Origin of the sequence: Brevibacillus laterosporus (assembly GCA_007833815.1) — a bacterium.
GTDB classification, from domain to species: Bacteria; Bacillota; Bacilli; order Brevibacillales; family Brevibacillaceae; genus Brevibacillus_B; species Brevibacillus_B laterosporus_D.
The window spans coordinates 412,507-439,033 of sequence record CP033464.1; the positions used below are offsets into that span (position 1 = coordinate 412,507).

Below are 26,527 nucleotides of genomic sequence, written 5' to 3' on the forward strand. Positions count from 1 at the left end.
GTAATAACTTGGGTTCAATCAAGTCTTGCTGAAGGAATCCTTGACGATAAAAAAACAGAGTATGGGAAGAACAATCTTCCTACACTCTGCCGTCTGTTGCTATCTTCATACCGATTATGGATGTCATTTTGCTATTTGTCGTTTCTACTTGGAATTGAATAGCATAAATGCTAGTACTAGCTTCTTAAACTTACTCGGTATCTGCCGCTCTTTTCACTACAAACAGACAAATTGTAATAATCACAAAAGCTAGTAGCGCCAAGAATGGTATCGTGATGAAGCCAAGCCAATTAATATACTCTCCTGAGCACGGCACACCTTGGGTACAGAGAGCGGCTCCTTTCATAAAAGGAACTTTCTGCACACTATAGTGATAGGCTGAAGTAATGATTCCCACGATTGAAAGCGGTAATATGTATCGATAAATGCTGATATCGTTACGATACACCGCCATCCCCAACAGAATCGTTAATGGGTACATCAAAATTCGCTGATACCAACAAAGCGTACACGGTACAAAATGCATCACTTCACTAAAATAAAGACTACCAATCGTTGCAATAAGTGCGGTAATCCAGGAAAATACTAACGACTTATTCATGAGCTACTTCCCCTCTGCAACAGGGTTAGCTGCCTCTTCTACAGCTTTTTTGAAGTCGTCCATGCTATTTCCTTCAAATCGCTTTCCATTTATATATAAGGTTGGCGTACCCCGTACATCAAGCTTTTTCACGATAGCCAAATCTTTGTCAACAGCTGCTTGATACTTCTTAGCCGCGAAAGCCTGCATGACCTTCTCCGTTTGTTGTGCATCAGCCATTTGACCTAAGAGACTTTTTAACATATCTTCTGTAAAGTAATCTTTCTTTTCTAAACTGAGATCTGCTGGTAGATTCTTATACAATAAATCATGGAATTTCCAGAAGGAATCATTTCCTAATTCACCAAATACGGTCTCAGCAAATAAAGCAGAACGATGTGAGTCTACAGAAATAAAGGGGTCCTGAAAGAAGTAGAACTGAGCTACTCCAGTCTCCACATAATCTTTATCAATCTGCTTTACAAGTTCTTCATTAAATGTCTTGCAGGCAGGGCACTTGTAATCACCAAACTCGACAATTTTCACTTTGGCAGTCTCTTTACCAAGATAAGGTTGCCCTTCATAATCAGCAGCTTCCATCAATACCATCTGCGTAGATTTAGGCATAAGGAAGAGATACGCTACTACTAAAACAGCAATAATTCCGATGCTCCAAAAAATCCATTTGGAAGATCGGTCGGATGATTTCCCTCTGTTTCCTGATACAGCTTTCTTCTTTTGGTTATGTTGCTGTTTCAACTTGACACCACCCATACTAATATTTATTTACTTACAAAAATACAGTTATTCTCCATAGTAGTTGATCTTTGATTTTATCGCAATGCTGTGATCTTCACTAAAGTGGATATTTTTTGAACGAATTGTAACATTACTTCTACTTTCATTTTATTATAACTGATGATTTTTTCCGAGTATTTCCACTCTATTTTTTATATGTTTCGATTTGTAAGTCTATTCTTTCCAAGTTTAAAAAGCCGATGTTAACTTTTTAAACATAATTACACGTTTATATAGATGGGTTTTTACACTATTCCCTCTTGTTTGCAATAATTGAAATGTTAGTAATTATTACCATTAATTATTTTGGATATTTTTATCATAAGTAAAAAACTTTCCCAGCAATAAAGGTTTTAACAAAAATAATGGAAAAAATTTTTCGAATTTGACAGGAAAAAAGATGAAAATTGGACATCACTATGACTTTTTTCTCTTGTAAAATAATCTGTTAGGCTCTATTCTGATACTTAGCTGTGTATTTCACGAATTCTAATTTAGAGAGAATTCCAATCTAATTTACCGTTTCATTATTAGATAAAGTGTTTATAAGTAAATAACAAAAGAAGAGATGATACACTAACTGGAGGAGAATGACATGTTTAAAAAGAAAACACTACTCTTGCTGTCCTCAGCTTTATTAATCGGGGCTTTGCCTGCAACAACTGATGCAGCTGTTGTGAAGAAAAATGTTCAAGCTACTTACAACAATGTGAAAGTAAAGTATAACGGCTATGTAGTTCCAACTGACACAGAACCATTCATCGTTAATGGTACTACCTACATCCCACTTCGCATGATGGCAGGCGTATTTAACAAAGACGTCTCCTGGGATCAAGCTAGCTACACAGTAACTGTAGGAGACCGTGTAGACCCAAGAATTGCACAGCTACAATCTGAAATTTCTTCAAAAGATTCTAAAATCGCTAGCTTAGAAAGAGACGTTTCCAACTATAGAGATCAGTTGGATAAGAAGGATAAGGATAAGAAGAAAAAGAGCAAAAATAGTGATGTAGACGATTTGGAAGACGATCTAAACAAAGAGTTTGGTAAATACAAAAAAATCAAATGGAACTTAGAATTAAAAGGCGATGAAGATGATCTTGACCTTACCATCGAAGTTGATCTTGGAGACTACAAAGATGAGTATAAAGATCTAAGTGAATCTGAAATCAAAAAGTTCATCAAGGAAGTCTGCGAATATATCTGGGATGAAAAGGATTTTGATGAGGCTAACATTGATGGAACTCTCGTTGACACAGATGATGATGATGATCTGTGGACGTTCGATGGTAAAGGTAAAACCAATAAAATTACTTACAAGAAGCAATAAGGGTATAAAACGAAGATTTTTTATGCCTCGTCCCGGAGACTTTTCTCCGGGGCTTTTTGTATAATGCTCATCACATAAGCTGGAAACAGAACAAAACAAGAAACCAGACATGAAAAACAGAAACTCTCTGTTTCCACATTCTGGCTCCCTTTACCTCTACCACTCCCTATTTTATTCGTTACTTTCACCCTAGAGCATTATCCTAGCTTCTGCGCAAAAGTAGCTCCAAACTCCTTGCATTCCTCAATCTCTTTATCTCCAGGCGACAGCTCTACTTTCAAGCCCTCCACCACGATCTCTGCTCCCAAGGATTGTAGTTTCTTGGTCAGTACCTCTACGGCTTCTCCAAACATCGGATAGCTAGTATCTCCAGAACCGAATACGGCTGCTTTTTTGCCCGTAAGATCAAGTCCATCCATCTCATCGTAAAAGTCGAGGAATTCATCTGGCAGATCTCCGTCGCCCCAAGTGTATGCCCCTAACAGGATCGCATCATATTCAACCAAGTCAGCAGCCTTCGCATTCCATACCTCTTTTACTACAATTTCATATCCTTGCTCACGAATGCTGTCAGCAATCAACGTTGCCATTTCCTCGGTGTTTCCTGTCATGCTTGCATATATCATCCCAATTTTGCTCACGGAGATCTCTCCCTTATATCTATATTTCTGGTCACTAAATGAAAATTATTATCACTTACATAATATTGATATTGATTATCATTGTCAACACTTTTTTTATAAAAAAACAAGCTGACTCTTACATCAGCTTGATACGAAACCACGATAGGAGAGACCAGCGCCTTTCCATTCTTTTTTTATATGTAGGTAGTCCTCTATATACTTCAATCGCTTCTCTATACGCTTGTTTAGCCTCTTGCTTTTCCCCTAGGTATTCATAAAGTTTCCCCATCCGATAATAAACCTCTGCAGAGGAGGAATTGAGCTGTTGTAATGACTTTAGATAGCTCAATGATTTTGCTGTATCTTGCTCTGCATAAGATTCGCTTAGATACAAATACGCCTCACCATATTTGACGCGTGGATTACTAGCAAAGGCACGTAAGACATTTGCTTCACCTTGGTCCACCTGACCTTGTTTGATTTGACAGATTCCATAGTCACTAAGATATTCTGCGGAATCATTCATAACGGAGAATATTGCGTTTAAATACTGATAGGCTTCTTCATAGCGCTTTTTCTCCATTAGGATGCGTGCCACTTCTAGTTTGGCTGATGTATCGTGCGGATTAAGTCTAAGGTCATTCTTTATTTTTCGTAAACGGCTAGACTGCTTGATTGGTCGAAACCAGCTAGGAAATAGACGCATATAACGTAAGTCTAGTAAATAAATGAGCAATAAAATCACAAGTAGAGCGATAAAAGGATTACCAAAAATCCAAAATAAGAATGAAAAAAGAAAAAACTTACCCAAACATTCTTCCTCCTACCATCCCGTTATATTACTGCCCTTCTATTCTAACATGTAAACAACTTGAAAAATATATATTTATAGTACATCGCCTATCTATTATTCACTAGACTCTTGCTCTACTTTCTCTCCATGGAGATTTGCTGTTAATCTTTTTCTTGAGCTTTGATATTTACCTGTTGCAGGTACCTGCCCAATCGCCTTTGCTAGTCCGAACAAAGGCATATTCGCGTAAATCGCTTCGTACTTTGTAGGTTCTATGTTATATGTTTCGTGAAAAATGCCTACACTCCCATCTGAGCCTATGCTACGATGAAAAGCTTTCCAAGCCTCCAGATGATAGCCACCATGTGCGTAAGTCTCCAACTGTTCATATGAATTCCAATACTGTATAAGTCCAATCGTTCTACCATTCCAGCAGTATTCCCCTCCCATAAAGCCTAGTTCAGGATGCTGGTATAACTCTTTAAGCATCTTCACCATAGCTAAAAAGACAGGTAACCATTTATGAACCGCCCACCATTTATTGATGCGCATTCCAATGTAAAACACGACGAAAGATTTGCCAGCTGTTGCAGCGAAACGACCATTTTGAACGTTACTCATAATACCTCCATCCACCCTTTCATTCTCACTTTATTTTTTCATTGGTTTTTACTAATCCTGTCATTCCTGGACGCAAGCGTAGATCAGTGTTATCTAGTAATACCTACATACCCAGAAAGGGGAATGATGGCAGCCATCGTAAGTGTATAAATCGTAACAACCCATTGAATCTCATCCGTGGAGACTCCAAATACATTCATCATCTCTGGGATGGCCACGTTAACAATACTCGTATCCAATACCGCCATAAATGTACCTAATACGATGGCAAATACAGCAGGCCAGAAGCTGTGAGGGGAAGATAGCGTTGGTGCTGGACTCAGATTGCTATGTTCAGTTCTATTCATAACTTCTCTCCCTATCTCACAAGAATCGTAATCGTCGCAATACTTCCAGGTTTAAAATTAAACGCTTGTTCAAGAAAGCTTATTTTGACCGGGATACGTTGTGTTACCTTCGTAAAAGTACCTGCTGCATTCGATGGGGGAAGTAGGGAAAATGTGGACTGCGTAGCTTCTCCTACCTGTTCCACCTTGCCTTGATACACATGACCGGGAAACATATCTAAGCGAATCTCCACTGGTTGCCCTGTTTTAACCTATCCCGCTTTGGTTTCTTCAATATTGGCCTGAATATATAAAAAGTTCAACACTCCTGTCAGCATACCGACTGGCGGTTTGTTTATCGTTAAAAAATAATGAGCTACTACGCTCTTTCAGTGTTTACGCTCCCTTATAACTAGGATGAGCAGATGGAGATCAATAAATGACCCCCTGCTATCCTACTTTTTCTCGCTTTGTTCATTTTTGTTCTGTAATAGCTCATTCATAATACGATATTGGTCATCAGGAGAAAATAGATCATTTCCCATTTCCTTCGCAATGATGCTCCCGTAGGTATTGGTCATAAAAAAACTGGCCATTTTTCGTGGATCAACACTATCTGAGATAGCACCAGCTTCCTGCCCACATTGAATCCACTTCATCTGCATATCAACAGAGAATTCATGAAATCGTTTCAATAAACTAGCAATCTCTTTATTTTCCTTTTGACTAAGCAAATAGATAAAAATTTGACTGGAGACCTCTTTCTCTCCTTGTAGCAACTCTGAAAAACCATCAATAATGGATTTTAAGGGATCGTGTAATTCTCCACACTTAGCAATTTCTACTTGGTATTGAAACTGCTCGTTTACCTTTTCCATTTTAGCTTGCAAAATATAGGCAAACAGTTCATCCTTACTCTGCACATAATGATAAATGGCCCCTTTTGACAAACTAGTTCTGTTCATAATTTCCTGTAAAGTCGTTTGACGGCATCCCCGCTCACGAATGATCTCTTCCGTAGTAGCAAGTAACATCTGGAAAGTGGAAATCGAATGGTTCTGTTGTGTCATGAGCACTTTCTCCTTTTGGAATGATTTCCTTGTTATTATTTTACATACCGACCAGCGGTTTGTAAAGAGTGATTATAAAAAAACAGACACCTGAATGGCCGTCTGTTTTTCTTCTTGTTACATCTACACAACTAAGCCTGCTTTAATCTCTTTGATCTGCTCTAGATGTCTCTGTTCATGCAATCCAATAAACTCCAGCCATTGATTCATGTCCAGCAGTCCAAATACAGGATGTGGAAATGCCTTTTTCGCGCGTTGAGAAATTTCTGCCCCTTCAAAGACAGCTAACAGGGAGGTACGAGCAGCCTCTAGTTTCTGTAAAAGCTCCTCAACATGTTTAGGCTCAGTAGTTGGCTCATACGGTGCTGGAGCTTGCAACTTCTTGCTACGATCCAACGTTAATGAAATCGGTTTGGGTTCTGTAATAACATCTTCATTTGCCAAAACTCGTTTAGCATTTTGAGCCACTGCCCATTCAACCAAGTATAAATGCTCCAAGACCTGTCCAATTGTCCAGACCTCTTCCAAGGCCACCTGATTGATATCTGTATCTGACAAACCCTCTACTGCCTTCACTAACTCTGCCCTAACTTCATGTATATTCATGTATGTACCTCCTATATTTTACTTTTTATCCACTATCAACATCTGTTCTTCACGTTGATTAGGATTTCCTGTATACTGATACACTTGTAGAAACGATCCTCGAAACTAAGGAAACATTCAATAAATGTGAAGTTTCCTCCTCCTCCTCAGCTTACTGGGATGTATTGTCCTACAGGCAAATATTCACCCATTTGCATAGTTACCTGTTGACCAAAGGGTACATTCGCTGCCGTACACGGGAAACATGCCGATACCACCATATTTCGATAGATGACACCCTTAACCGGTTGGTTGCCTAAATCAACCCATGTATAACCACGTTCTGGTGTAGCAAAAGCAGGACGTGGAGCGCCAAATCCTACTATCAGATTAGCGTACCCCTGTTGATCCAACACCGTTTGATAATCAGCCAATGTACAAATAGTAGCCGTCCCCACAGTAGAGACAAAGGACATGCTCCAATACCGCATATTTTCTAAACCTGTAATTGACTGATTATGATACGTAGCAGGAAACGTAGGTGCCCTCCATCTCATGCACAAATACTGAGCAGGCGAAGAACAAAGGGGTGCATACGTGTAGCCTCCCTGCGGATTTCCTAATAGAATCAGATTTTGCTTGTATGTTGGCCGGTACCACGTTAGCACATTAGGTGTAGGTGTGAGAGTTACTGGTGGATTTGTCATTTGACTAGGTTGCATTGCACATATCCAATTGCTTTGTTGTAAAATAGCCCCCATATCAAGCGGCATCGGATTTTTCACTCTGAGGCGCTTTCCATCCTTTTTACGCCGATAGGTGACTTTGGGCAACTCTCCCCCTGCTTCCTCTACCCCTTCACTCGCCACATAAATGCGATACACTAGAATTCCCGACGGATTAGGCTGCCCATTTGGCAATGCGCCAACAAAGAATGTATTATTCTCTACTCCCGGAACAAAGGGACATACAAAAGGTGGTGGTGGTGTAAACTGAAGTTTGAGCGTATAGCTACGATTCGAAGCATACCAATTCGCATGCGGGTCGAACGTGTTTACACAGCCATCGTTTGGGATCAGCATTTGATCAAACGCGCTTGCAATCGCTTGTTGGTTGCATCCGTACACCGTGTAAGACATATATCGTGAACAAGGATATTCGCCCTCGATAATTATCTCTACCTCAGGATCAACTACAAACGGATAGAAATAATACCTTGCATTACAATCAGGATATAACACATTTTCTTGAAAAGTAGCCCAGGTATTCATGAGCGTTTCCTCTCCTCTCTCAAGAAGTCACCCCTTCTGTTTTAACGGTAACTTTGCTGTTGTGTATGTACAGCTTCTTTCTGATGGTAATAGTCACGCATCCATTCCCTTTTGATTTATTCACGTTGCTTATTTCGCATGCCTGAAAAAGAGAGATACCTGTCCAAGTAACACCTCCAGAAATCAGAGCCATTTCCAGAAAAAAAGAAGCGATCGCTATACGACCGCTTCCCTATCATTTTCCTATTTATCTTTCATTTTGTTGCTTTATGTTAATCTACATCTTTCCCTATAGAGGCCCGTAAAATCTCGTACCAGTTTTCCCGAGTCAATTGTAGTGATAATGAATCTACTGCCAACGCAACTCGCTCCAATTTTCCAGAGCCAGCAATCGGCATGATTTGTGCTGGATGCATTAATAACCAAGCATAAAGGACCTGTTCGATGGAAGATGCTCCTATCTCTTTTGCCACATCCATTAAAGTATTGCGCAAGCGTACATGTTTTTCCGTTTGGGAGGTAAATATCGCTCCCCCGTTTAAAGGAGACCAGGCCATTGGCTTAACTCGATGAAGCATGCAGTGATCTACAGTGCCATTCTGAAACAAATCAAAATTGCCAGCAGACAACTCCAATTGGTTAGTGACAAGTGGTTTGTCCAAGTAAGACTGCAACAAATCAAATTGAGAAGGAGTAAAGTTGGAGACCCCAAAATGCCTTACCTTACCTGTAGCGTGCAATTCACGAAATGCTTCTGCTACTTCCGTCGGGTCCATTAGATAGTCAGGGCGATGGATCAAAAGTACGTCAATATAATCCGTGCGTAGCTTTTGAAGAGAGGAATCAACTGATGTCACAATATGATTTTTACTTGAATCATAGTAATGTAGCTTTTGCGGTGGTCTGTTCGGATTCATCAACTTGATTCCGCATTTGGTCACAATTTGCATGTTCTCACGAAGAGACGGCTTGAGAGCTAATGCTTCTCCAAATCGCTCCTCACACGTATATCCTCCGTAAATATCTGCATGGTCAAAGGTAGTGACACCCATTTCTAAACAAGATTCTATAAAATGCACGACCTCTTCCTTACTCATATTCCATTCCACTAGTCTCCACAAACCGTGAATAATGCGTGAAAATGTTAGATCATCATGTAGGATAACTCGTTCCATCAGGATCACTCCCTATTTTAAACACCTTATCTATTCTACCTAACTATATCATGACAATTATCCTCTAACAATTTTTGACACTCCCCATGCCTAAATGCAGGGGATTCTTGGGTAGTCACTCCTAACGAAGTGAAATTTACCAAGCTATCCCTGTGTGTCCCACAGTTCAGTTGGTTATGCCAACAGTCGAAGTCCTTCTTGCTCAATATTGATGGCAGCGTTTTTGTCACGATCATGTTGTGCGCCGCAGTTCGGGCATGTCCAATTACGCAAATTGAGATTCTTTACCTCTTTATTTTGGTATCCACAACCAGAACACAACTGCGAAGACGGAAATTGTTTCCCAACAATGGAAATTGTTCTTCCATACCAAGCTGCTTTGTATTCCAGCATGGTTCTGAATGCTGACCATGACGCATCTGCAATGCTTTTCGCAAGCTTGTGGTTCTTGATCATGTTTTCCACACGTAAGTCTTCCAAGCAGATCGTTTGATTTTCACGAATCAGTTGAGTTGACAGTTTGTGTAGAAAATCGTTTCGTGTGTTCGATATTCTTTCATGTAGACGAGCTACTTGTTTTCGTGATTTTTCTCGGTTCTGACCACCTTTTTTACGTCTGGACAGTTTCTGTTGCCAAGTAGCAAGCTTCTTTTCGTAGTAACGAAGAACCTTGGGATTGGCTATTTTCTCACCTGTCGAAAGAATGGCAAAGTCTTTGATGCCAAGATCAACTCCAACAGTCTTTTCTGCTTGTAATAGGGGTTGAATCTCTGTTTCGCACAAAACAGATACAAAGTATTTGCCTGAAGGATTTTTTCTAACGGTAGCCGAGAGAATGCGTCCTTCGACTTCTCTTGACTTCGCAAATGTAACCCATCCAAGTTTAGGTAGTTTAATACGATCCCCTTCCATTTTGATGTTCATCTTGCATGTGTAGGATTGCTTTGGATTCTTCTTGCTCTTGAATTTAGGATATCCTTTCTTTTCCTTGAAAAACTTTTTGTACGAAGAATCCAAATCTTTCAAAGTGGATTGCAGGGCAGTGGAATCTACTTCTTTCAGCCACTCTATCTCTTTTTTGAGTTGTGTGAGCAGGGAAGAGCAATCGTTGTAGTTGAGTGTTTTCTGTTCTTGTTCGTAAGCATCCTTTCGCTTTGCAAGAAAGTGATTGAATACAAAGCGAGTGCATCCGATCGTTTTGTTGATGAGTGTCGCTTGTTCTTTGTTTGGATACAAACGAAATTTGTAAGCTTTGTGCATGTTCAATCACTCCTTTCTTTTTGAGACTCAATGTACTTTTTAATCACATCCAGTTGAACAGTCCCAACTGTGGCAACAAAGTAGGAGTTTGTCCAAAGTGAGGGGAGTCTACTTTTGAGATGTTTAAATTCCATCCGCAAAACTCTGGATGTATAGCCCTTCAAATGTTTCACCATTCGGTGGATTCCGAATTGAGGATCGCATGTGATTAGCAAATGAACGTGATCGGGCATGATTTCCATCTCGACCACTTCAGCACGCAATTCCTGTGCTTTTTCAAGAAACAATTCCTTTAATCGAACATCTACTGGTTCAATCAAAACCTTTTTGCGATACTTTGGACAAAAGACAACGTGGTATTTACAGTCAAATACGATATTGTGGTTACTTTCCACTGATCTACTCAAAGCCATCACCTATGGTTAATTATACCACATGCCGTTAGATATATTTAGCATATCTAACGGCAATCAGCAAAAAAAAGAACTCTTTTTTGTTTGCTCTTAGCACCCTCTTTTGAGGATGCAGAGCAAAGTGCCTTATATCCTCATAGCTAAAGCAAGGGGTTTTACGGCACGGTTGATAATCTAGCTGGACATCCTTATCTATCTTCTTCACTTGAGATAATTCTTTTAAACGCTTGTTTACCTGTTCCTGTGCTACCATGTTAGCCATACCTCCAATTGAGGGTAATAGACTAAGTAATCCTTGTTAGGTTGATACTTCTCTTCCCGGTACTGCTTGGTAAGCGGAATGATTGTATTTTGAGCATAAATCAATGGGCCTCCGCCAGATAATACCAATAGAGAGGATGGTCCGTTCCTCCTTGGCATCGGTAAGCAACAGCCACTTTCATATTGCCATCATCGTCCATGTCTATAAAACGAACATATGCTGGAATGTCAAGCTCCACCGTTGGCAACACCTCTGCACCATCAGGCAAATAGCGCCCTGCCACCTCTAACACATCCTGTTCCTCCAACATCATGAGTACCCTCCTCTAGGCGTATTTTTTATATTTTATGTAAGAGAGAAGGCAACGTGCCCAAATAAAAAGCATCTGCCACAGCGAAGTCGCTATAAACAGATGCTTTCCACGTCTATTTTTATTTTTTGAGGGACACCTAGTCACATCGTTAATGAAGTGCCTTTTCGATAAAATTCTTTACTCTATCTTGATATTCTACTTTAGCTATAGTAAAGGATTTCGTATGCCCGGCTCCAGGTACTATCCAGAGTTGTTTCTCTCCCTGCGCTGCATCAAAGATTCGATATGCCATCTCAGTTGGTACCAATTTATCTTGATCACCGTGGATGATGAATAGTGGTCGAGTATTCTTCTTCACTTGCTCTATGGCAGAAGCTTCTTCAAACGAATAACCTGCTCGTAGCTTAGTAGTCCAACCCGTTGTTTGCATAAGTGGGAAAGTCGGTAAGTGATACAGATTCTTCAACTGATAGCTTAACTCTTCGGTCACGGATGTAAAACCGCTATCCTCAATAATTCCTTTTACCTCAGATGGCAAATCCTCGCCGCTAGTCATCAAGACCGTTGCTCCACCCATGGAGATACCATGCAAGAAAATTTGCTTAGCGTTTGCCTGTTTCGTTAACATCGTGATCCAACCTACATAGTCTTTGCGATCATGCCAACCATATCCGACATAATCCCCTTCACTCTGCCCATGTCCACGAGCATCCGGCATTAATACCTGAAACCCTAAGTCATGGTAGAACTTTGCATAGCTTTTCATATCTTCCCCTTTGCCACGGTAGCCATGAGCTAAAATGACCGCCTTGTCACTGGGTTGTTTGCTTGGTATATAAGTAGCTTTTAGCTTCAAGCCATCGAATGATATTTGCTCCAAACTGCCTTTTTCTTGGCTTTTATACCATTCCCTTACGTTTATTTTATCCTGTTCCACTGCTGCATCTATAGGGGTAGCAGACGCCTCTTGTTCACCAGAATAAAGCTTGACTTGACCACCGCGGTTTACGCTTACATGATAAAAATAGCTACTAGCAGCAACGAGAGCGATAAATAAGACAGCCATAATCGCGCCACATGCAATGATGAATCGTCGTTTGTTCATGCGTGTTTCTCCTCTTGAGTAAGCTTATTCTGTTATGACAAATTCTATTATTTCTATAAAAAATAACAAATTCCTCTGCATGAACACAAAGTAAAAGCATCCTATTCTCTAGCAAAGTGAATTAAATGCTTTCATTTATCCAAATGATGTCGCATTTATTCCCAGCTATCGTATTTTTGTCTGAGATTATTGAATGTGACTAACCCTTTTTGTAGAGAAATCGGACACATTCCATTATATTTTCTGATCTCACTATTGATGTCATCAATTTTTTGCTGTACATAATCTTCGCTCGCAGCTTGATCCATGAGTCCAATCGCTTTTCCAATTAAATCTCGAATGTTGCGCTGAAGCTCCAACCAAGGCGGTAAATAGTTAGCATGCTTTAGTACATTATGTAGAACATCACCTTCTAAGGATTCTTTAGGCAACGGTTTGCCTTTACCCGGTAGATTGTCAAAATCCCCGCGTTTTTCATGTTCCATGTAGATAGCATCCATCCGTGCTTTATGTTCCATTATTCTCCATGAATGTTTTTTATTCCTTTTCCTAAAGGAATAAAGCCATGCGGAGGAATTTCCGCATGACTTACGCTCCCTATCTATATAGTCGCCTATTTTCCAAAAATCGTTTCAGCGTTATCCAACGCCATTTTCGCACCAAGCGCTGAATAATCCAGCCATGGTTGTTCTGGAATCATGTAGATGTGGTTCGCTTTCACAGCTTTTAAATCTTTCCAGATTGGATTACTTTGTAATTGCTCAAATACCTTTTCAGCTCCTCCTCTGTCATTAACAATCACAAAGATCGCATTTGCGTCAAAATCAGGGAGTACCTCTTGAGAAATCACTTCAAATGCTTTCTTTTTGTTAAGCTTCTCTACACCCTTGGCAGGTTTCAAGCCTAAATCTTCGTATAGAATAGGTCCCATAGGGCGTCTCGTGCTAAATACACGTAGCTCTTTTCCCGTTACTCGAATTCCCATTACAGTACCATCGCCGATTTTGTTATGTACAAGCTTCTTCACACGTTCTGCCTGTGCTTCGTAATCGTTAATAAAGGCTTCTGCTTGTTGTTCGCGGTCCACCAGTTTTCCTACTTTTTTCAAAGTATCCCGCCATGTTCCATCATCTAGGTTAAATGAATACGTCTTCGCAATTTTTTCGAACTTAGACAAATCAGCTCCTGCATATTGTTGATCTACATAAATCACATCTGGTTTTAATGCTAACAGAGCTTCCATATCAGGATCTGATACCACACCTAGCGGTTTCGTATCCTTCAAGCGATCTGCTACGTGAGGCAAGAAGGATTTTAGATCGCCACCAATGACGGAGCCAACTGGAGTAATTCCCAGTGCAAGTAAGTTATTCGTCAAATGAATAGACATAGAAGCAATTCGAAGCTCTTTATTTTCTGTCTGTTGCTCAGCTGTTTGCCCTTTTGTCGCATCTGTATTTTTGGGTTGTGACGTACTTTGACCGCAAGCGGATAGTACAAAAATAGATAGGATACACATAAAAATCATTAATTTATTTTTCATTTTTTCTCCTTACAACAAACGTTTATTTTGTTTTAACTAGTACATATAAAAAATAAGGAGCTCCTACAGCAGCTACTACTACACCTGCCGGAATCGCATTCGGTTGAAAAATAGAACGGCCAATCGTATCTGCTATGACTAATATGACCAGTCCGATAAGACCCGCTATCGGTAACATATGTTGATGCAATGGTCCAACAAGTCGACGCGCTAGATGAGGAGCCACCAAGCCAATAAAACCGATTCCTCCCACCATAGATACACTAGCGCATGATAAGGCCACAGCTGTTCCCAGTAATAACAACCGTTTACGATTCACAGCAATTCCAATGCCCATGGCAAGCTCATCTCCAAGCGAGAAAGCATTCAGCGCTTTTGATTGGGCGAGTGCATATGGGACGAATATCAAAATCCATGGCAACAAGGCAAATACGTTAATCCAATCCCGTCCCCAGACATTACCTACTAGCCATCTAGAAGTAAAAGCATATGTTGTTTCATCTAGCGCAAGTGATAGGAACAGCGTAATGGCACTGAAACCGGCTATAATCGCAATACCAACCAATATTAGTCGAATGGGCAGTAAACCTTTATCCCGATCATAAGCTAGCACCATGATCAGTACAGCAGTCACCACTCCTCCCAAAAAAGTAAACATGGGGATGAGTAAGACAGAGGCACCTTTCAACGATTGAAAAAAACTAACAAAGATAATCAAGCCTAGGGATGCTCCCGCATGAAGACCTAGAATCCCCGGATCAGCTAGTGCATTTCGGGATAATCCTTGCAATATAGCACCAGAAATCCCTAAGCCCACACCAGCTAGCATAGTAACAACAATACGCGGAAGACGGTATTCAAATAAAACCATCATTTCGTCTTGACTGCCGTTGCCGAAGAAGGTTTGTAAAACAGTTAAAGGAGCAAGTCGGATTGAGCCTGTATTAAGGCTAATGATGATGACGCTTAAACAAATAAGTATCAAGATTACTCCAACTGTCCATGCTCGTCTTTCCCTGCTGTGAACTCGCTGCTCCATTTATAAGTCCCTCCTTTCTTTGCGGGCAAGGTATAGAAAGAAAGGAACTCCAACAAGTGCAACCATTACACCAATCGCTAACTCTCTAGGCGGATTAACTATCCTGGCACCTAAGTCAGCTAAAACTAACAAGATCGCCCCTAACAGAGCAGACATCGGGATGATGTAGCGATAATTGACCCCCACAAGCTTTCGTGATATATGCGGTATCACTAATCCTACAAATCCTATTGAACCCACAGCCGAAACGGATACTCCAGCAAGTAATACAGCAATCGCCATCCCAAGTAATCGAATCTGCTTTGTGTTGACCCCTAAATTATCCGCAACGTCGTCACCTAATGACAGCAACGAAACAGAGCGTCCCAACAGAATGGAACACAAAATGGCAATCAAGATAATTGGCACTAGTATAGCAAGATGAGACCACCTCACCCCGGAAACACCGCCAGCATACCAAAAGGCCAAATCTTGACTCAAATCATAATAAATGGCGATTCCTGAACTGAGTGAATGTAAGAACGCTGCAACTACCGCACCAGCGATCGTTAAGCGTAACGGTGTTAGCCCTCCAGCCGTCTGTGATCCCAGTAAAAAGATCAATAACGTACTAAGTACAGCGCCTAGAAACGATATGATCATTAAGCTGGTGTAAGACAAATGTGGCAAAAATGCAAAACTGAGTGCTACAACAAACGTTGCACCTGCATTAATTCCCAAAATTCCAGCATCAGCTAACGGATTACGGGTCACACCTTGCATCAATGCTCCTGCGACTGCAAACGCCGCTCCAACAACAGCAGCCCCAATCACACGTGGCAACCGCATTTCATGAACGATTTGATGTGTCGTCAGCTCTGGATGATAAGAAGTAACAGCCGCCCATACCGTTCCCAGTGTCAAATCTTTTGCACCAAACGAAATAGCGACAAACATAGAAACGATCAAACCAAGAAACGACAATATGAAAAACAACCCAACCAGAGAAATGCTCCGTCTTGCTGTAGTAGTTTTTACAATAGAGTTATTCAACAAAATACCTACTCCTGAACAAATTCTTGTTTGAAATGAAAGTACCACTATCTATCCTTTAATGAAAATGATAATTATTTTCAGTTGTGATTATAGCTTGAGTCTTTATGAAAAATCAAGGAAAAATGTAACCACCATCAATTATTTTATTTTTTTGAAAAAAGAAAAAACCACCTCAGAGGGTGGTGAACTTGCTATGGTTAGCATAGAAAATCTATCTCAATCAGCTCTATAATCATTTGCCAATGGTAATGTAAAGAAAAACGCAATAACCTCATGCTCTTCACGTACTCCAAATGATACATGGTGTTTCTGCAAAATGGTTTGAACAATAGATAATCCCAATCCGGTTCCACTCAAATTCTTATTTCTGGAACTCTCAATCACATAAAAAGGTTGCCATATTTTTCCCGAATACGTGCTATCCCAATGCTCAATACCGTTTTTTATGCAGAACATCAAATGGTTGCCTTCTCTTTGAAGTGAGATCGCTATCCGTTTATTTTTGGTGTACTTAACTGCATTACTGATAAAATTATCAAGCACAATTTCAATTTTCGCTCGATCCCCCACCACCAAAGTATTACTTAACCCACATTCTTCTACGGTAAGCATGAGATTTTTCTGTTGAATGGTAATCTGATACTTGTGTATGGTTTGCTCAAATAAAAGAGTGAAGTCAAAAGACTCCATCGTGAATGAGTCATTCTGTAGTTTGGACAGATTCAGCAACTTGTCTACAATCCCAGACATTTCATCCGCTTGCTTTTTAATAACATCGACAAACGTACCATCATCTAGCCCATCCTTGATTCCCGTAGAGTACGCTTTGATCAGCGCAATGGGTGTTTTTAATTCGTGGGAAATGTCCGAAATAAATATACGCAAGTTTTGATTTTTTTCTTCCAATGCTTCCAGCGCCTCTTTTAACTTGTCACTCATCATATTAATACTTTCGGCCAAACTCTCTATTTCATCACCAGTCTGAATCTCGGATTTTTGAAAAGACAAATGAGAGATATCCTCTGCCGTTTGTCGTAACTGGGTCAGTGGACGTACAATTTGTCTGGCAATGAGCCATGACAACCCGATTGTCAGTAAAAGTGTTCCTATCGCTAAATACAAGTTAAATTCGTTAACCATTTGAATAAATGCACTTGAATGGGCAACAGAGTCACCGATAACAAACAATGTACCATTCTTATTTAAAAAGGTAACCAAAAAGCTGGTCTCTAGCTTCTCTTGGCTATAAATTTTACGAACTGTCTCATGCCTTTGTAATTTTTCGTAGCTCTCGTCTGTAATCCAGAATTTAGACAGAGTAATACCTTTTTTATTTAATTGGTCTCGTACCGAGCCATTTATCTCATTTACATCTGAACCAAAAGGTGCTTGCACAATTGTTACATTGTAATCATACTCTAGCTTCTCAACATCATTTTGTAATTGCTTTATATCCATTGCTTCCAGCCTCGAAGTAAGTTCTGCTAAATTAATCTTTTTCTGATGCAAAATATACTTCGGTAAAAAGAACGTATTAAGTAGAAAAGACAGCACAAACACAAAACAAATAATACCTGATGTGCGTAAAAATAACTTTCGACTTAGCTTATTCATGTCCTACGTCCAAACTATATCCGACGCCACGATGCGTCTTGATGAGTTGCTCCCCAATCTTTTCACGGAGCCTACGAATGTGTGTATCAACGGTTCGTTCTTCTCCAAAATAGTCAAATCCCCAGACCTGATCTAGTAATGCTTTTCTCGACAAAATTTTGCCTCGGTGCGCAAGAAAGCATTTCATTAATTGAAACTCCTTATTGGTAGCCTCCAAGTCGATACCGTCCTTAAATATTTTTCCTCCCTGCATGTCCACCCGCAATGGACCAATACGAATGCTATCCTCTATTTGCAGTAACTTTTTTGCTCGCAGCAATAAAATCCTCGGTTCAAATGGCTTTCTTACATATTCATCGGCTCCCATTTCTAACGCCATCAGTTCGTCCTCATGCTCCCCTTTAGCAGTGAGCATTAATACTTTGGCTGTATGGTGCTTTTTAATCTCTTTACACACCTCAAGACCACTAACCTTTGGCATCATCCAATCAAGCACGGCTAAATCTATCTTTTGATTATAGAACACAGCTAAGGCTTCCTCACCATCTTGGGCTGTAAACGTCTGAAATCCCTCTTTTTCAAAATAGAGCCGTATAATTCTCAGCATGTCTAGATCATCATCTGCAAGTAATATATTCATAGATACTCCTTGTTTCCATTATCTATTTAATCAATGGGCCCGAATCTATCATTTTATGATTACGTTTATTCTTATCGAGACCCCTGATTAATTCCATAACCTTCTCCACAGCTTTTCCAGAATCGTCGGTTTTCATCTGTTCGATATATTTTTCACGATTTTGATGCAAATGATAGACACGCTCCAAAAATGTTTGGTTTGTCATATTCTCTTGCAAGAGGATTTCTGCATATCCCGCATTTCGAAAATTTTCAGCGTTCCTTATCTGTCCATTTCTCGTACCTCCACTTGTATGTGGGATTAGTAGCATAGGCTTTTGCAATGCTAGTATTTCATGTATAGAGTTGGAACCAGCCCGGGACACCACTAAATCAGCAGCTGCCAACAAATCTGGCAATACATGTGTAACATATTCAAATTGTTGATAACCCTCTTGTTGGAAGGAAGCATCTATCTTTCCTGGTCCGCATAAATGAATCACTTGAAAGTTTATCAATAGATCAGATAAAACCGCTCGAACAACCTGATTAATTTTCTCTGCACCTTGACTGCCTCCCATCACAAGAAGGACGGGCTTTTCATTGGTAAAGTTACAGAAGGAAATTCCCTGCTCTCGATATCCTGATTTAAGCGTATCTTTAATTATAGCACCTACATGAGTAATCTTCTTTGAAGGGTCATTCTTTTTCGTTTCTAAGAAGGTTGTACATACCTTGGTCGCAAAAGGATAAGATATCCGATTAGCAAGTCCCATATGTACATCAGGTTCATGAATAATAGTAGCAACTCCATTCATTTTTGCCCCAAGGACTACAGGCACAGATACAAATCCCCCTAGTGAAAATACCACATCAGGTTTCACCTTTCTAATCAGGAGATACGCTTGAAGGATTCCTTTTATGACTTTGTACACATCGGTAACATTCTTCCAATCGAAATATCGCCGTAGCTTTCCTGTCGATACGCCATGATAGTGAACCTGCTCGTATTCTGCTACAAGTCTTTTCTCAATGCCATTTTCTGATCCAATATAATGAATCTCATAATTTTCTTCGGTACATGTAGGGATCAGCACTAGGTTTGCCGTAACATGACCGGCTGATCCGCCTCCTGTAAATATGATTTTTTTCATCCTAAGACCCCCCTGTCTCTAGCATCTGTCTAACCTCATCTTTAGTCATAAGGGAGCTTTCAGAATGGTAACTATCAAAACGAACCGGTTCGCAAGTAGAATAATGCTCCTGTAGCTCTGGAGATTGATAGGTTGGTAAAATCACAAAATAGTTTTGATTGAAATGAATGGCTCTGTGACTTTCACATTCCGAAATGAGTGTTTCATTAAGCTTTTCTCCAGGACGTAAACCCAAGTGTTTTATTTTAATATCATCTCTACCTGATTCCTCAATGAATACCTGTGCCATGTCACTGATCTTGCAGGATGGCATGTGTAATACAAACGTCTCGCCCCCTTTACTTTTCTCTGTAGCAATAAACAACATCTGAATGGCTTCTTCTAGGCGCAAGAAAAACCTAGTCATTTGCATGTCCGTCACACCAAGGTCCAAGCCTTGCTTAATCTGATTTTTAAAGATGGGGATGACACTTCCCGTTGAACCTAAAACATTCCCACTTCTCACACAAACAAATCTAGTAGCAGTGTCTCGCCTATTCGCTTGAATCATGAGACGTTCCCCGATCGCTTTTGTCATCCCATATGTACTTGAGGGATTTGAAGCTTTATCGGTTGATACGTAAATTACTTTTTTTATCTTATTAGTAATGGCAGCCTCAATAACGTTTTGCGTGCCAATCACATTTGTTTTTATCGCTATTTCAGGCTGATTTTCACAGATGGGTACATGCTTTAAAGCCGCTAAATGATAAATATGATCGACACCTTGGCAAGCCCGTATTATCTCTTGTTTGTCACGAATATCACCAATGATGAACTGTAGGCGTTGATCATTAAAATGCTGACTCATCTCTACTTGAAGAGCTTCATTGCGAGAGTAGATACGAATTTCTTTTGGATGTTTAGTTAGTAATTGAGTAACTAGTTCCCATCCCCAAGAACCGGTACCTCCCGTGATTAAGATTGTCTCGTTGTTCATTTAAATTCCCTCCAGCACTTTGTGCGAGCTACTAGGTATATAGTAGTTCTGAAGTGTTACGCCAGTGTGACAAAAGGAAATTTAAAGAGACTACATAATCCTATAGCCTGTATTCGCCCACTAAAAAAAGCCACCCTATCAGGTGACTTTCCTTTTATAAAATCATTTTTTTATATAGATTGTAGACGTTATATTCTATAGGAAATTAATACCTATCTATGATACGATTCATCGCGCTAATTGATACGGCAAGTTTTCTAAAACAAAAAGACGGGTCCTCCCGACTACTTATCACGATTCCCGAACTATGGAAAACTTACTGTTACTTGTGATAAGGTTCACCGTACCGTATCTAAGAACATAGTTGGTTATGATCATAAGGTAGTTATTACTGTTTGAAACTATAATACTAATGAAGAATACCCTTGAATCCTCAATATTTCAAGAATCATGGGCATTCTTATTAGTTATTAATCTTCTATTTAAGGAGAGGCTACACTGTGTTGATTAATCTTAAGCTAACACACAGGGCTTATTTAACACAATAAAAACGTCCGAATTATGGGTATTCGGACGTTACAACGTTAAGTTTACACATATGAAATTATTGGGAACCTATTTATTCAATTATTTTATTCTTCCAAGTGTAAAACCTAGTCTAATTCATCTCGTTCATTAGCAATACGAACCGAGAATCTACCTTGCTTGACCCGAAGTAAAGCTCCAAGGTTTCTTATTCTTATAGTTCTCTTTTGGTTTCTGCAATTTTTACTGATACTTTACCAGACATATCTTCCACTGATGTCACCGAAACTGTATGCAGACCAGTTTTCCAAGGAGAACTACCTTTCTCATCAAAAGGTTTACCAGGTTTTGCCACTCCGCCCATAACCTCTTTACCTTTCGAATCAGTAACTGTGACATTGATATCAGTATCTCCTGTGTTCATCACATACACTTTAACCCATCCAAACCCAGCAGGGATATCAAATTCAAAATCATCCTGAGTTCTGTTGCCAATCTTCTGTCCGTCGACCGGCTTTCTGGTTTTTAAAGGTTCAAAGCGACCACCTTTTGCTCCGCTTACTGCTTTAGATTCACCACTTTGGTGGGATACCGTAGCTTGACTTTCCTTAGTTTTCTCTAAAACATTAGGAGTTGTAGCAGAAACAGATAATGGTATTACAGCCACTAATGCAAAAGCGGTAAGGAAAGAAACTATTCTATTTTTTTTCATAATTATAAACCTTCTTTCTGAATATTAGAAAACATTTACATAATATCCTTTTTCATCATAAATCTTATTTGGAAAATTTTCACTATTATCTCTAATAATAATCCTAGCTGTCATGAATAGCTGAAAACGGCTAATTAATATATCCCTTTAGGGTTCCGTAGGTTTCCGTACAGCGTATTCTTATCGACATCTAGTGTTTAAGCTTTTGAATAGCTACAATGTATTCATCTAGTTGTTGACTCATCAGCAATACTTCTGGATGTAAAAATGAACCTTTTTTGAAATACCGATGCTCTAACTCTTTGCGAAGGATTTCTATAAGCTTCTGTAAATCGTTTTCCAATTTAAAATTTTCTGTTTTCTTATCCTGTAAATCAGTGGTAGAATATCCTTGAGTAACTTTTTTTGTTGCTCAAGGTGGGGGCGTTCCGATTAGTTTAGCGACATTGGGAACGCCCCTTTGTATTATCAAAAAGCATACACTAATAATAATACCTTCTTTCTTCCTCTTATGTATTATTTTACCACGTGTTGCAGGAGTTACTAAAAATAGCTAGAGATGAAACATTCTTCAAAATCCGACATAATACTACATAATTTTCACACACAAAAAAAGCGCTAGTTTTAATAGCGCCTTAAAAAGATTAGCTGAATCAGTGACCTGGATCGTACACATACTGAGTTATTTTAGCTTCTGCAACATGAGAGAAAGAATTAAAAGAGCCTAAGGATGTTACCATTGCCAAAGTCATGAAAACTGTTATAAAAGCTTTTCTCATCTTAATCCCTCCTTTGCTAACTAATCAGCTTATTCTTTGTAATTCCATTATATACCTTTTGGAGCTTATGCAACATCTGTAAATCAAGATTTTTGTTTTTCGATATATAAAAATCAAATATGGTTTCCATACATTGTATAATATCTTGAAAAGCATTGATTTTTCCATATACAGACATGCTATTAATATAGCTATCTAACCCTTCTTGGAAAGCTTCAACTAACATTTGATAAGTACCTTTAAATTGATAATATAATCCCATTGAATAATATTTATATGGTGTTTTCGCATCGAGTATTAAAAACTTATCTTCTTGAGCAATTAATTCTGCAATGGAATCAAATTTTCCCATTTGCAAATATAATTCAATTAACTCATTTACTGCATGAATTTTTGAGTCCTTACTGGTGTTTTGTAGGCAATCCATTAACAATGGGATAGCTGTATCGTACTCCTTTTTCTTCGCCTTTACTAATGCCTGAGTCAAACTAGCTGATTCATTTATGAAATGATAATTAAATGTTTTATAAACAGTGAGATGGCTCTCAAGTTCATCATATAATCCTAAAAAATAGAGCGAATTAATCATCGCTAAATACGCTCTTGCTTTTAGCTCCGTATTTTCCTTTTCTAAATTAAGACCCATTGTACATAGCTCAACGCACTCTGGGTATTTTTTTATATTATGAGCATGAAGCGACATTCTGAAAAGGAATCTTATTTTCTCTTTATCAGACAGAAAATCAACGTAGTGTAAGACCTCTTCTCCTACTTTAAACGATTCTTCCAAGCGCTTCAAATCTTCTCTCTCGATGAGGTATTTTTGACATAACCCTTTAGCTGTGTATTTTGGCACCCCATGGGTTCTAGCGTACTTAACAATCACATTGTAGAGGGTTAATCTCACTTCAATATTTTCGAAGGTATCGGCAATTTCAAATAAATCTTCTAGTAACTCATAGGTGTCTTTATTTGAGCTTTCAAGGAACTTTACTGCCACTTTTTCCATTAGAGAAAGGTTAGAAATTTCTGCAACCTCCATTAAAAAGTCATGTAACATCCCATATCTGTGTTCTGCTTTAATATACCATTCAATAATCTCTTCATAGGGGATGTTTAAAACATCTCGATTGGTTTTAAAGTTCTTAGCTCAGGGCGTTTTGTTTCACCTGATTCAATCTTAGATACTATCCCTTTACTAACCCCTGTTCTCCTAGATAATTCTGATAACCTTATTCCCAGTTCTTCTCTCCTTTGTTTTATCAATTCTCCGATTGTTGTAAAAGTTAGACTGTCTGCCATACAAATCCCCTTCCTTTATTTGTAAATAGTAGCATTGCAAGCTTTATTATTTTTTAACTCAATCCTAACTTTATTGTATAATTTTGTAAATAACAACAAAAAATAATAGATTGATTTATTTTCTTTTATGATAGGAATTTTGAAAGTTGAGGAAAAAAGGTGCTTAATTATAAAAATTCAAGCACATTAAAATAGAGTTCTTATATGAATCTCTATTTTAATGTATGTTTTATCAAAAGATATCAGGGGAGAGGAGTATGAACGTTATGATGGCATCTATTATCGTAACGTGAATTTTTCATCTAGGGTGGCGCTATGGAAGTGTTCAGCCCCATATTGGAACATATACATGCTGAATGGATGTAAACTATCCCCCCTTTCAAGAGCTATCCAGTCATCACGAAACAGAAAAAGCCATCCATGTAGGATAGCTTACTTTATAAACAAATTCTCAACCGCTCTCTTTGTCTGTCTTCTTCTGTTGGTTTACTGTAACGTAACACCATATCCGCTGATTTGATTGGAAAAGTCAAAGTCATCATTCAGTTCTTGAAAAGCACTGATATCCCCCTTTTGCAAGGCTTCAAACAGCTCTTGATCTGTCACACCTTTTCCGCGCAGTACTTCAATCATCAGTGCTTCATTTTGTGAAAGTTTTACTAGAGACATCTTGTAATATCCTCCCTATTTCAGACTTATTCTCCAAACAAATGACAGGCAACCTGGTGGCCTGCGCTAATATTTACTAGTTTCGGCTCCTCTTCTGCACAACGTGATGATGCATAGGGACATCTAGACTGGAACTTACAGCCTCGAATTGTTGACAATGGGCTTGGAATATCCCCTTCAGTAATGATACGTTTTTGATTCCGTAGCTTAGGATCAGCTATTGGGATAGAGGAAAGAAGTGCTTGCGTATATGGATGTGCTGGATGATCATATAATTCATTGCTTTGGGCGACTTCTACGATTTGACCTAGATACATCACACCAATGCGATCTGAGATATGACGTACCATGGATAAATCGTGGGCAATAAATAAGTAGGTCAGCCCTAATTCCTTTTGCAAATCCTCAAGCATGTTTACCACTTGGGCTTGAACAGATACGTCCAGCGCAGAAATTGGCTCATCGCACATGATAAACTCTGGTTTCACCGCTAGAGATCGTGCAATGCTGACTCGCTGTCTCTGTCCTCCACTGAATTCGTACGGATAACGATCCAGATGTTCTTTTTTTAGTCCTACACGCTCCAACAGAGCCTGGATGATTTCCCTCCGCTCTTTTTCTCCAAGCGAATCATGGATATTCATTGGTTCACTAATAAGCTCAAAAACAGTCATCCCAGGATTTAAGGAAGAATACGGGTCCTGAAAAATGGTTTGCATTCGTTTACGAAATGGTTTGAGTTGCTGTTCACTCATGTTCGCTAAATCATGTCCATCAAACAATATTTTTCCATCAGTCACATCAAAAAGTCGAACAATACTGCGGCCCGTTGTTGATTTACCGCACCCCGACTCTCCAACCAAGCCAAATGTTTCGCCTTTATAAACCTCAAAGCTGACGTCATCGACAGCCTTCACATATTTCGTTGTCCCACCAAAAAAACCTTTATGGATTGGATAATATTTTTTGAGATGCTTTACATCAACTAAAATGTCCTTTGGCTTCATTCCTTTTCCCCCCATCTCCTTCTCCTAGCCAACATTTCATTCGTTGACCTGAACCTCTTTCATAAGAAGGCGGAATTTCGCTAAGACATTTATCCATCATATGAGGGCAACGCTCTGCAAATGGACAGCCTTTCGTAGGGTTTAATAAGCTAGGTGGTGTTCCTTCAATGGGAATAAGTCTTTCCTTATTTCCATTATGGTGTTTAGGCAAGGAACGCAAAAGTCCTTGTGTGTATGGGTGTTGTGGGCGATAAAAGATATCTTCTACCTTCCCCTCTTCCATAACCATTCCACTATACATGACTATTACTCTTGTACATACTTGAGCTACTACACCCAAATCATGTGTGATCAGCATGATAGCTGTATCTGATTGGGTAGCCAGTTCTTTTATCAAATCAAGAATCTGAGCCTGAATGGTTACATCTAATGCAGTGGTAGGCTCGTCAGCAATCAATAGCTCCGGTTCACATGAGAGCGCCATCGCAATCATCACTCTCTGCCTCATCCCGCCACTGAATTCATGCGGGTATTGATTGAATCGCTCTTCAGGAGAAGATATCCCCACCTGTTTTAATAACTCGATCGCTTTTTGTTTAGCCCCTGCCTTGCTTACCTTTTGATGCCTCATGATTACTTCCGTAAGTTGGCGTCCAATTTTATAAACAGGATTAAGAGAAGTCATCGGATCTTGAAAGATCATAGCGATACGATTTCCTCGAATCGCTTTTCGTTCTTTTTCTGTAGCTACTAACAGATCTTTTTCACCAAACTTGATCTCTCCTCCTACAATTTTCCCCGGTTGTGCAATCAGAGAGAGAATTGACTTGGCGGTAACACTTTTTCCACTACCTGATTCTCCTACAATCCCAATAACTTCACCTTTTTGTACGAAAAAACTGACTCCTCTAACAGCTTGCACCTCTCCAGCGCGGGTGAAGAAGGACGTTCTTAAATTCTTCACATCCAATAAAACTTCCGTCATATGCCTCACTCCAAGCTAATCATCTTCATTCGCTATGCAGA

General features: G+C 39.4%; 27 protein-coding genes and 4 pseudogenes. 1 reads left to right on the forward strand and 30 read right to left on the reverse strand.

Annotated features, from left to right (window positions below):
• Positions 1–190: 190 nt before the first annotated feature.
• Positions 191–601 carry a disulfide bond formation protein B gene (locus tag EEL30_03175; GenBank protein ID QDX91466.1) on the reverse strand — a complete coding sequence of 137 codons (411 nt, stop codon included), beginning with the start codon at positions 599–601 and terminating at the stop codon, positions 191–193.
• Positions 602–604: 3 nt separating this feature from the next.
• A complete protein-coding gene (locus tag EEL30_03180; protein QDX91467.1) occupies positions 605–1,354 on the reverse strand; it encodes a thiol-disulfide oxidoreductase in 750 nt (249 codons plus the stop codon).
• 619 nt (positions 1,355–1,973) lie between these two features.
• Between EEL30_03180 and EEL30_03185 the strand changes: the two genes are divergently transcribed.
• Positions 1,974–2,708, forward strand: a complete 735-nt coding sequence (locus tag EEL30_03185; GenBank protein QDX91468.1) for a copper amine oxidase N-terminal domain-containing protein — start codon at positions 1,974–1,976, stop codon at positions 2,706–2,708.
• 197 nt (positions 2,709–2,905) lie between these two features.
• Here the strand turns inward: EEL30_03185 and EEL30_03190 are convergent, their stop codons facing one another.
• The 28 genes and pseudogenes from EEL30_03190 to EEL30_03325 form a co-directional block, all read right to left on the reverse strand.
• Positions 2,906–3,349: a flavodoxin gene (locus tag EEL30_03190; GenBank protein QDX91469.1), complete on the reverse strand. Its 444-nt coding sequence runs from the start codon at positions 3,347–3,349 to the stop codon at positions 2,906–2,908.
• A gap of 118 nt (positions 3,350–3,467) precedes the next feature.
• A complete protein-coding gene (locus EEL30_03195) occupies positions 3,468–4,142 on the reverse strand; it encodes a tetratricopeptide repeat protein (GenBank protein ID QDX91470.1) in 675 nt (224 codons plus the stop codon).
• 96 nt (positions 4,143–4,238) lie between these two features.
• Positions 4,239–4,745 (reverse strand): DUF4188 domain-containing protein, encoded by a 507-nt coding sequence (locus EEL30_03200; GenBank protein QDX91471.1) that lies wholly within the window; start codon positions 4,743–4,745, stop codon positions 4,239–4,241.
• Positions 4,746–4,843: 98 nt separating this feature from the next.
• A pseudogene (locus EEL30_03205) lies at positions 4,844–5,092 on the reverse strand (MFS transporter).
• Between the two features lie 11 nt (positions 5,093–5,103).
• Positions 5,104–5,385, reverse strand: a pseudogene (locus EEL30_03210) (HlyD family efflux transporter periplasmic adaptor subunit).
• A 141-nt stretch (positions 5,386–5,526) separates the two neighbouring features.
• Positions 5,527–6,141, reverse strand: coding sequence for a TetR/AcrR family transcriptional regulator (locus EEL30_03215; GenBank protein QDX91472.1), 615 nt, complete (start codon positions 6,139–6,141; stop codon positions 5,527–5,529).
• Between the two features lie 123 nt (positions 6,142–6,264).
• Positions 6,265–6,747 (reverse strand): DinB family protein, encoded by a 483-nt coding sequence (locus EEL30_03220; protein QDX91473.1) that lies wholly within the window; start codon positions 6,745–6,747, stop codon positions 6,265–6,267.
• 146 nt (positions 6,748–6,893) lie between these two features.
• Positions 6,894–7,997 (reverse strand): hypothetical protein, encoded by a 1,104-nt coding sequence (locus tag EEL30_03225; GenBank protein ID QDX91474.1) that lies wholly within the window; start codon positions 7,995–7,997, stop codon positions 6,894–6,896.
• Between the two features lie 272 nt (positions 7,998–8,269).
• Positions 8,270–9,172: an aldo/keto reductase family oxidoreductase gene (locus EEL30_03230; GenBank protein ID QDX91475.1), complete on the reverse strand. Its 903-nt coding sequence runs from the start codon at positions 9,170–9,172 to the stop codon at positions 8,270–8,272.
• Positions 9,173–9,346: 174 nt separating this feature from the next.
• Positions 9,347–10,432: a transposase gene (locus tag EEL30_03235; protein QDX91476.1), complete on the reverse strand. Its 1,086-nt coding sequence runs from the start codon at positions 10,430–10,432 to the stop codon at positions 9,347–9,349.
• 2 nt (positions 10,433–10,434) lie between these two features.
• Entirely contained in the window at positions 10,435–10,839 is a 405-nt protein-coding gene (gene tnpA / locus EEL30_03240; GenBank protein QDX91477.1) for an IS200/IS605 family transposase, read from the reverse strand.
• Positions 10,840–11,014: 175 nt separating this feature from the next.
• Positions 11,015–11,217: pseudogene (locus EEL30_03245) on the reverse strand (hypothetical protein).
• Positions 11,208–11,420, reverse strand: a complete 213-nt coding sequence (locus EEL30_03250; protein QDX91478.1) for a hypothetical protein — start codon at positions 11,418–11,420, stop codon at positions 11,208–11,210. Before EEL30_03250 ends, EEL30_03245 begins: the two are co-directional and overlap by 10 nt.
• Positions 11,421–11,568: 148 nt before the next feature.
• Positions 11,569–12,525: an alpha/beta hydrolase gene (locus tag EEL30_03255; GenBank protein QDX91479.1), complete on the reverse strand. Its 957-nt coding sequence runs from the start codon at positions 12,523–12,525 to the stop codon at positions 11,569–11,571.
• Between the two features lie 155 nt (positions 12,526–12,680).
• Positions 12,681–13,043, reverse strand: coding sequence for a DUF1992 domain-containing protein (locus EEL30_03260; GenBank protein QDX91480.1), 363 nt, complete (start codon positions 13,041–13,043; stop codon positions 12,681–12,683).
• A 95-nt stretch (positions 13,044–13,138) separates the two neighbouring features.
• The gene (locus tag EEL30_03265; protein QDX91481.1) at positions 13,139–14,068 is read right to left on the reverse strand and encodes an iron-hydroxamate ABC transporter substrate-binding protein; all 930 of its coding nucleotides are present in this window, start codon (positions 14,066–14,068) and stop codon (positions 13,139–13,141) included.
• Between the two features lie 22 nt (positions 14,069–14,090).
• A complete protein-coding gene (locus tag EEL30_03270) occupies positions 14,091–15,107 on the reverse strand; it encodes an iron ABC transporter permease (GenBank protein QDX91482.1) in 1,017 nt (338 codons plus the stop codon).
• Positions 15,108–16,043, reverse strand: coding sequence for an iron ABC transporter permease (locus EEL30_03275; protein QDX95656.1), 936 nt, complete (start codon positions 16,041–16,043; stop codon positions 15,108–15,110).
• 315 nt (positions 16,044–16,358) lie between these two features.
• Positions 16,359–17,756 carry a sensor histidine kinase gene (locus EEL30_03280; GenBank protein QDX91483.1) on the reverse strand — a complete coding sequence of 466 codons (1,398 nt, stop codon included), beginning with the start codon at positions 17,754–17,756 and terminating at the stop codon, positions 16,359–16,361.
• The gene (locus tag EEL30_03285) at positions 17,749–18,396 is read right to left on the reverse strand and encodes a DNA-binding response regulator (protein QDX91484.1); all 648 of its coding nucleotides are present in this window, start codon (positions 18,394–18,396) and stop codon (positions 17,749–17,751) included. Before EEL30_03285 ends, EEL30_03280 begins: the two co-directional genes overlap by 8 nt.
• Before the next feature lie 22 nt (positions 18,397–18,418).
• Positions 18,419–19,528 (reverse strand): undecaprenyldiphospho-muramoylpentapeptide beta-N-acetylglucosaminyltransferase, encoded by a 1,110-nt coding sequence (locus EEL30_03290; GenBank protein QDX91485.1) that lies wholly within the window; start codon positions 19,526–19,528, stop codon positions 18,419–18,421.
• 1 nt (position 19,529) lies between these two features.
• Positions 19,530–20,507, reverse strand: coding sequence for an NAD-dependent epimerase/dehydratase family protein (locus tag EEL30_03295; protein QDX91486.1), 978 nt, complete (start codon positions 20,505–20,507; stop codon positions 19,530–19,532).
• Positions 20,508–21,246: 739 nt separating this feature from the next.
• A complete protein-coding gene (locus tag EEL30_03300; protein QDX91487.1) occupies positions 21,247–21,744 on the reverse strand; it encodes a hypothetical protein in 498 nt (165 codons plus the stop codon).
• A gap of 190 nt (positions 21,745–21,934) precedes the next feature.
• Positions 21,935–22,087, reverse strand: coding sequence for an aspartyl-phosphate phosphatase Spo0E family protein (locus EEL30_03305; protein QDX91488.1), 153 nt, complete (start codon positions 22,085–22,087; stop codon positions 21,935–21,937).
• 452 nt (positions 22,088–22,539) lie between these two features.
• Positions 22,540–23,825: pseudogene (locus tag EEL30_03310) on the reverse strand (XRE family transcriptional regulator).
• Positions 23,826–24,311: 486 nt separating this feature from the next.
• Entirely contained in the window at positions 24,312–24,494 is a 183-nt protein-coding gene (locus EEL30_03315; protein QDX91489.1) for a hypothetical protein, read from the reverse strand.
• Between the two features lie 26 nt (positions 24,495–24,520).
• Complete coding sequence (locus tag EEL30_03320) at positions 24,521–25,501, reverse strand: ABC transporter ATP-binding protein (GenBank protein ID QDX91490.1); 981 nt, start codon at positions 25,499–25,501, stop codon at positions 24,521–24,523.
• Positions 25,476–26,486 (reverse strand): ABC transporter ATP-binding protein, encoded by a 1,011-nt coding sequence (locus EEL30_03325; GenBank protein ID QDX91491.1) that lies wholly within the window; start codon positions 26,484–26,486, stop codon positions 25,476–25,478. Before EEL30_03325 ends, EEL30_03320 begins: the two co-directional genes overlap by 26 nt.
• Between the last annotated feature and the right edge of the window lie 41 nt (positions 26,487–26,527).

Bases quoted from the DNA above. Each gene is read 5' to 3' on its own strand.
- EEL30_03175 (QDX91466.1), bottom strand. From the start codon at position 601: ATGAATAAGTCGTTAGTATTTTCCTGGATTACCGCACTTATTGCAACG.
- EEL30_03180 (QDX91467.1), bottom strand. From the start codon at position 1,354: ATGGGTGGTGTCAAGTTGAAACAGCAACATAACCAAAAGAAGAAAGCT.
- EEL30_03185 (QDX91468.1), top strand. From the start codon at position 1,974: ATGTTTAAAAAGAAAACACTACTCTTGCTGTCCTCAGCTTTATTAATC.
- EEL30_03200 (QDX91471.1), bottom strand. From the start codon at position 4,745: ATGAGTAACGTTCAAAATGGTCGTTTCGCTGCAACAGCTGGCAAATCT.
- EEL30_03215 (QDX91472.1), bottom strand. From the start codon at position 6,141: ATGACACAACAGAACCATTCGATTTCCACTTTCCAGATGTTACTTGCT.
- EEL30_03220 (QDX91473.1), bottom strand. From the start codon at position 6,747: ATGAATATACATGAAGTTAGGGCAGAGTTAGTGAAGGCAGTAGAGGGT.
- EEL30_03225 (QDX91474.1), bottom strand. From the start codon at position 7,997: ATGAATACCTGGGCTACTTTTCAAGAAAATGTGTTATATCCTGATTGT.
- EEL30_03230 (QDX91475.1), bottom strand. From the start codon at position 9,172: ATGGAACGAGTTATCCTACATGATGATCTAACATTTTCACGCATTATT.
- EEL30_03235 (QDX91476.1), bottom strand. From the start codon at position 10,432: ATGCACAAAGCTTACAAATTTCGTTTGTATCCAAACAAAGAACAAGCG.
- EEL30_03250 (QDX91478.1), bottom strand. From the start codon at position 11,420: ATGATGTTGGAGGAACAGGATGTGTTAGAGGTGGCAGGGCGCTATTTG.
- EEL30_03255 (QDX91479.1), bottom strand. From the start codon at position 12,525: ATGAACAAACGACGATTCATCATTGCATGTGGCGCGATTATGGCTGTC.
- EEL30_03260 (QDX91480.1), bottom strand. From the start codon at position 13,043: ATGGAACATAAAGCACGGATGGATGCTATCTACATGGAACATGAAAAA.
- EEL30_03265 (QDX91481.1), bottom strand. From the start codon at position 14,068: ATGAAAAATAAATTAATGATTTTTATGTGTATCCTATCTATTTTTGTA.
- EEL30_03270 (QDX91482.1), bottom strand. From the start codon at position 15,107: ATGGAGCAGCGAGTTCACAGCAGGGAAAGACGAGCATGGACAGTTGGA.
- EEL30_03275 (QDX95656.1), bottom strand. From the start codon at position 16,043: ATGTTTGTCGCTATTTCGTTTGGTGCAAAAGATTTGACACTGGGAACG.
- EEL30_03280 (QDX91483.1), bottom strand. From the start codon at position 17,756: ATGAATAAGCTAAGTCGAAAGTTATTTTTACGCACATCAGGTATTATT.
- EEL30_03285 (QDX91484.1), bottom strand. From the start codon at position 18,396: ATGAATATATTACTTGCAGATGATGATCTAGACATGCTGAGAATTATA.
- EEL30_03290 (QDX91485.1), bottom strand. From the start codon at position 19,528: ATGAAAAAAATCATATTTACAGGAGGCGGATCAGCCGGTCATGTTACG.
- EEL30_03295 (QDX91486.1), bottom strand. From the start codon at position 20,507: ATGAACAACGAGACAATCTTAATCACGGGAGGTACCGGTTCTTGGGGA.
- EEL30_03300 (QDX91487.1), bottom strand. From the start codon at position 21,744: ATGAAAAAAAATAGAATAGTTTCTTTCCTTACCGCTTTTGCATTAGTG.
- EEL30_03315 (QDX91489.1), bottom strand. From the start codon at position 24,494: ATGTCTCTAGTAAAACTTTCACAAAATGAAGCACTGATGATTGAAGTA.
- EEL30_03320 (QDX91490.1), bottom strand. From the start codon at position 25,501: ATGAAGCCAAAGGACATTTTAGTTGATGTAAAGCATCTCAAAAAATAT.
- EEL30_03325 (QDX91491.1), bottom strand. From the start codon at position 26,486: ATGACGGAAGTTTTATTGGATGTGAAGAATTTAAGAACGTCCTTCTTC.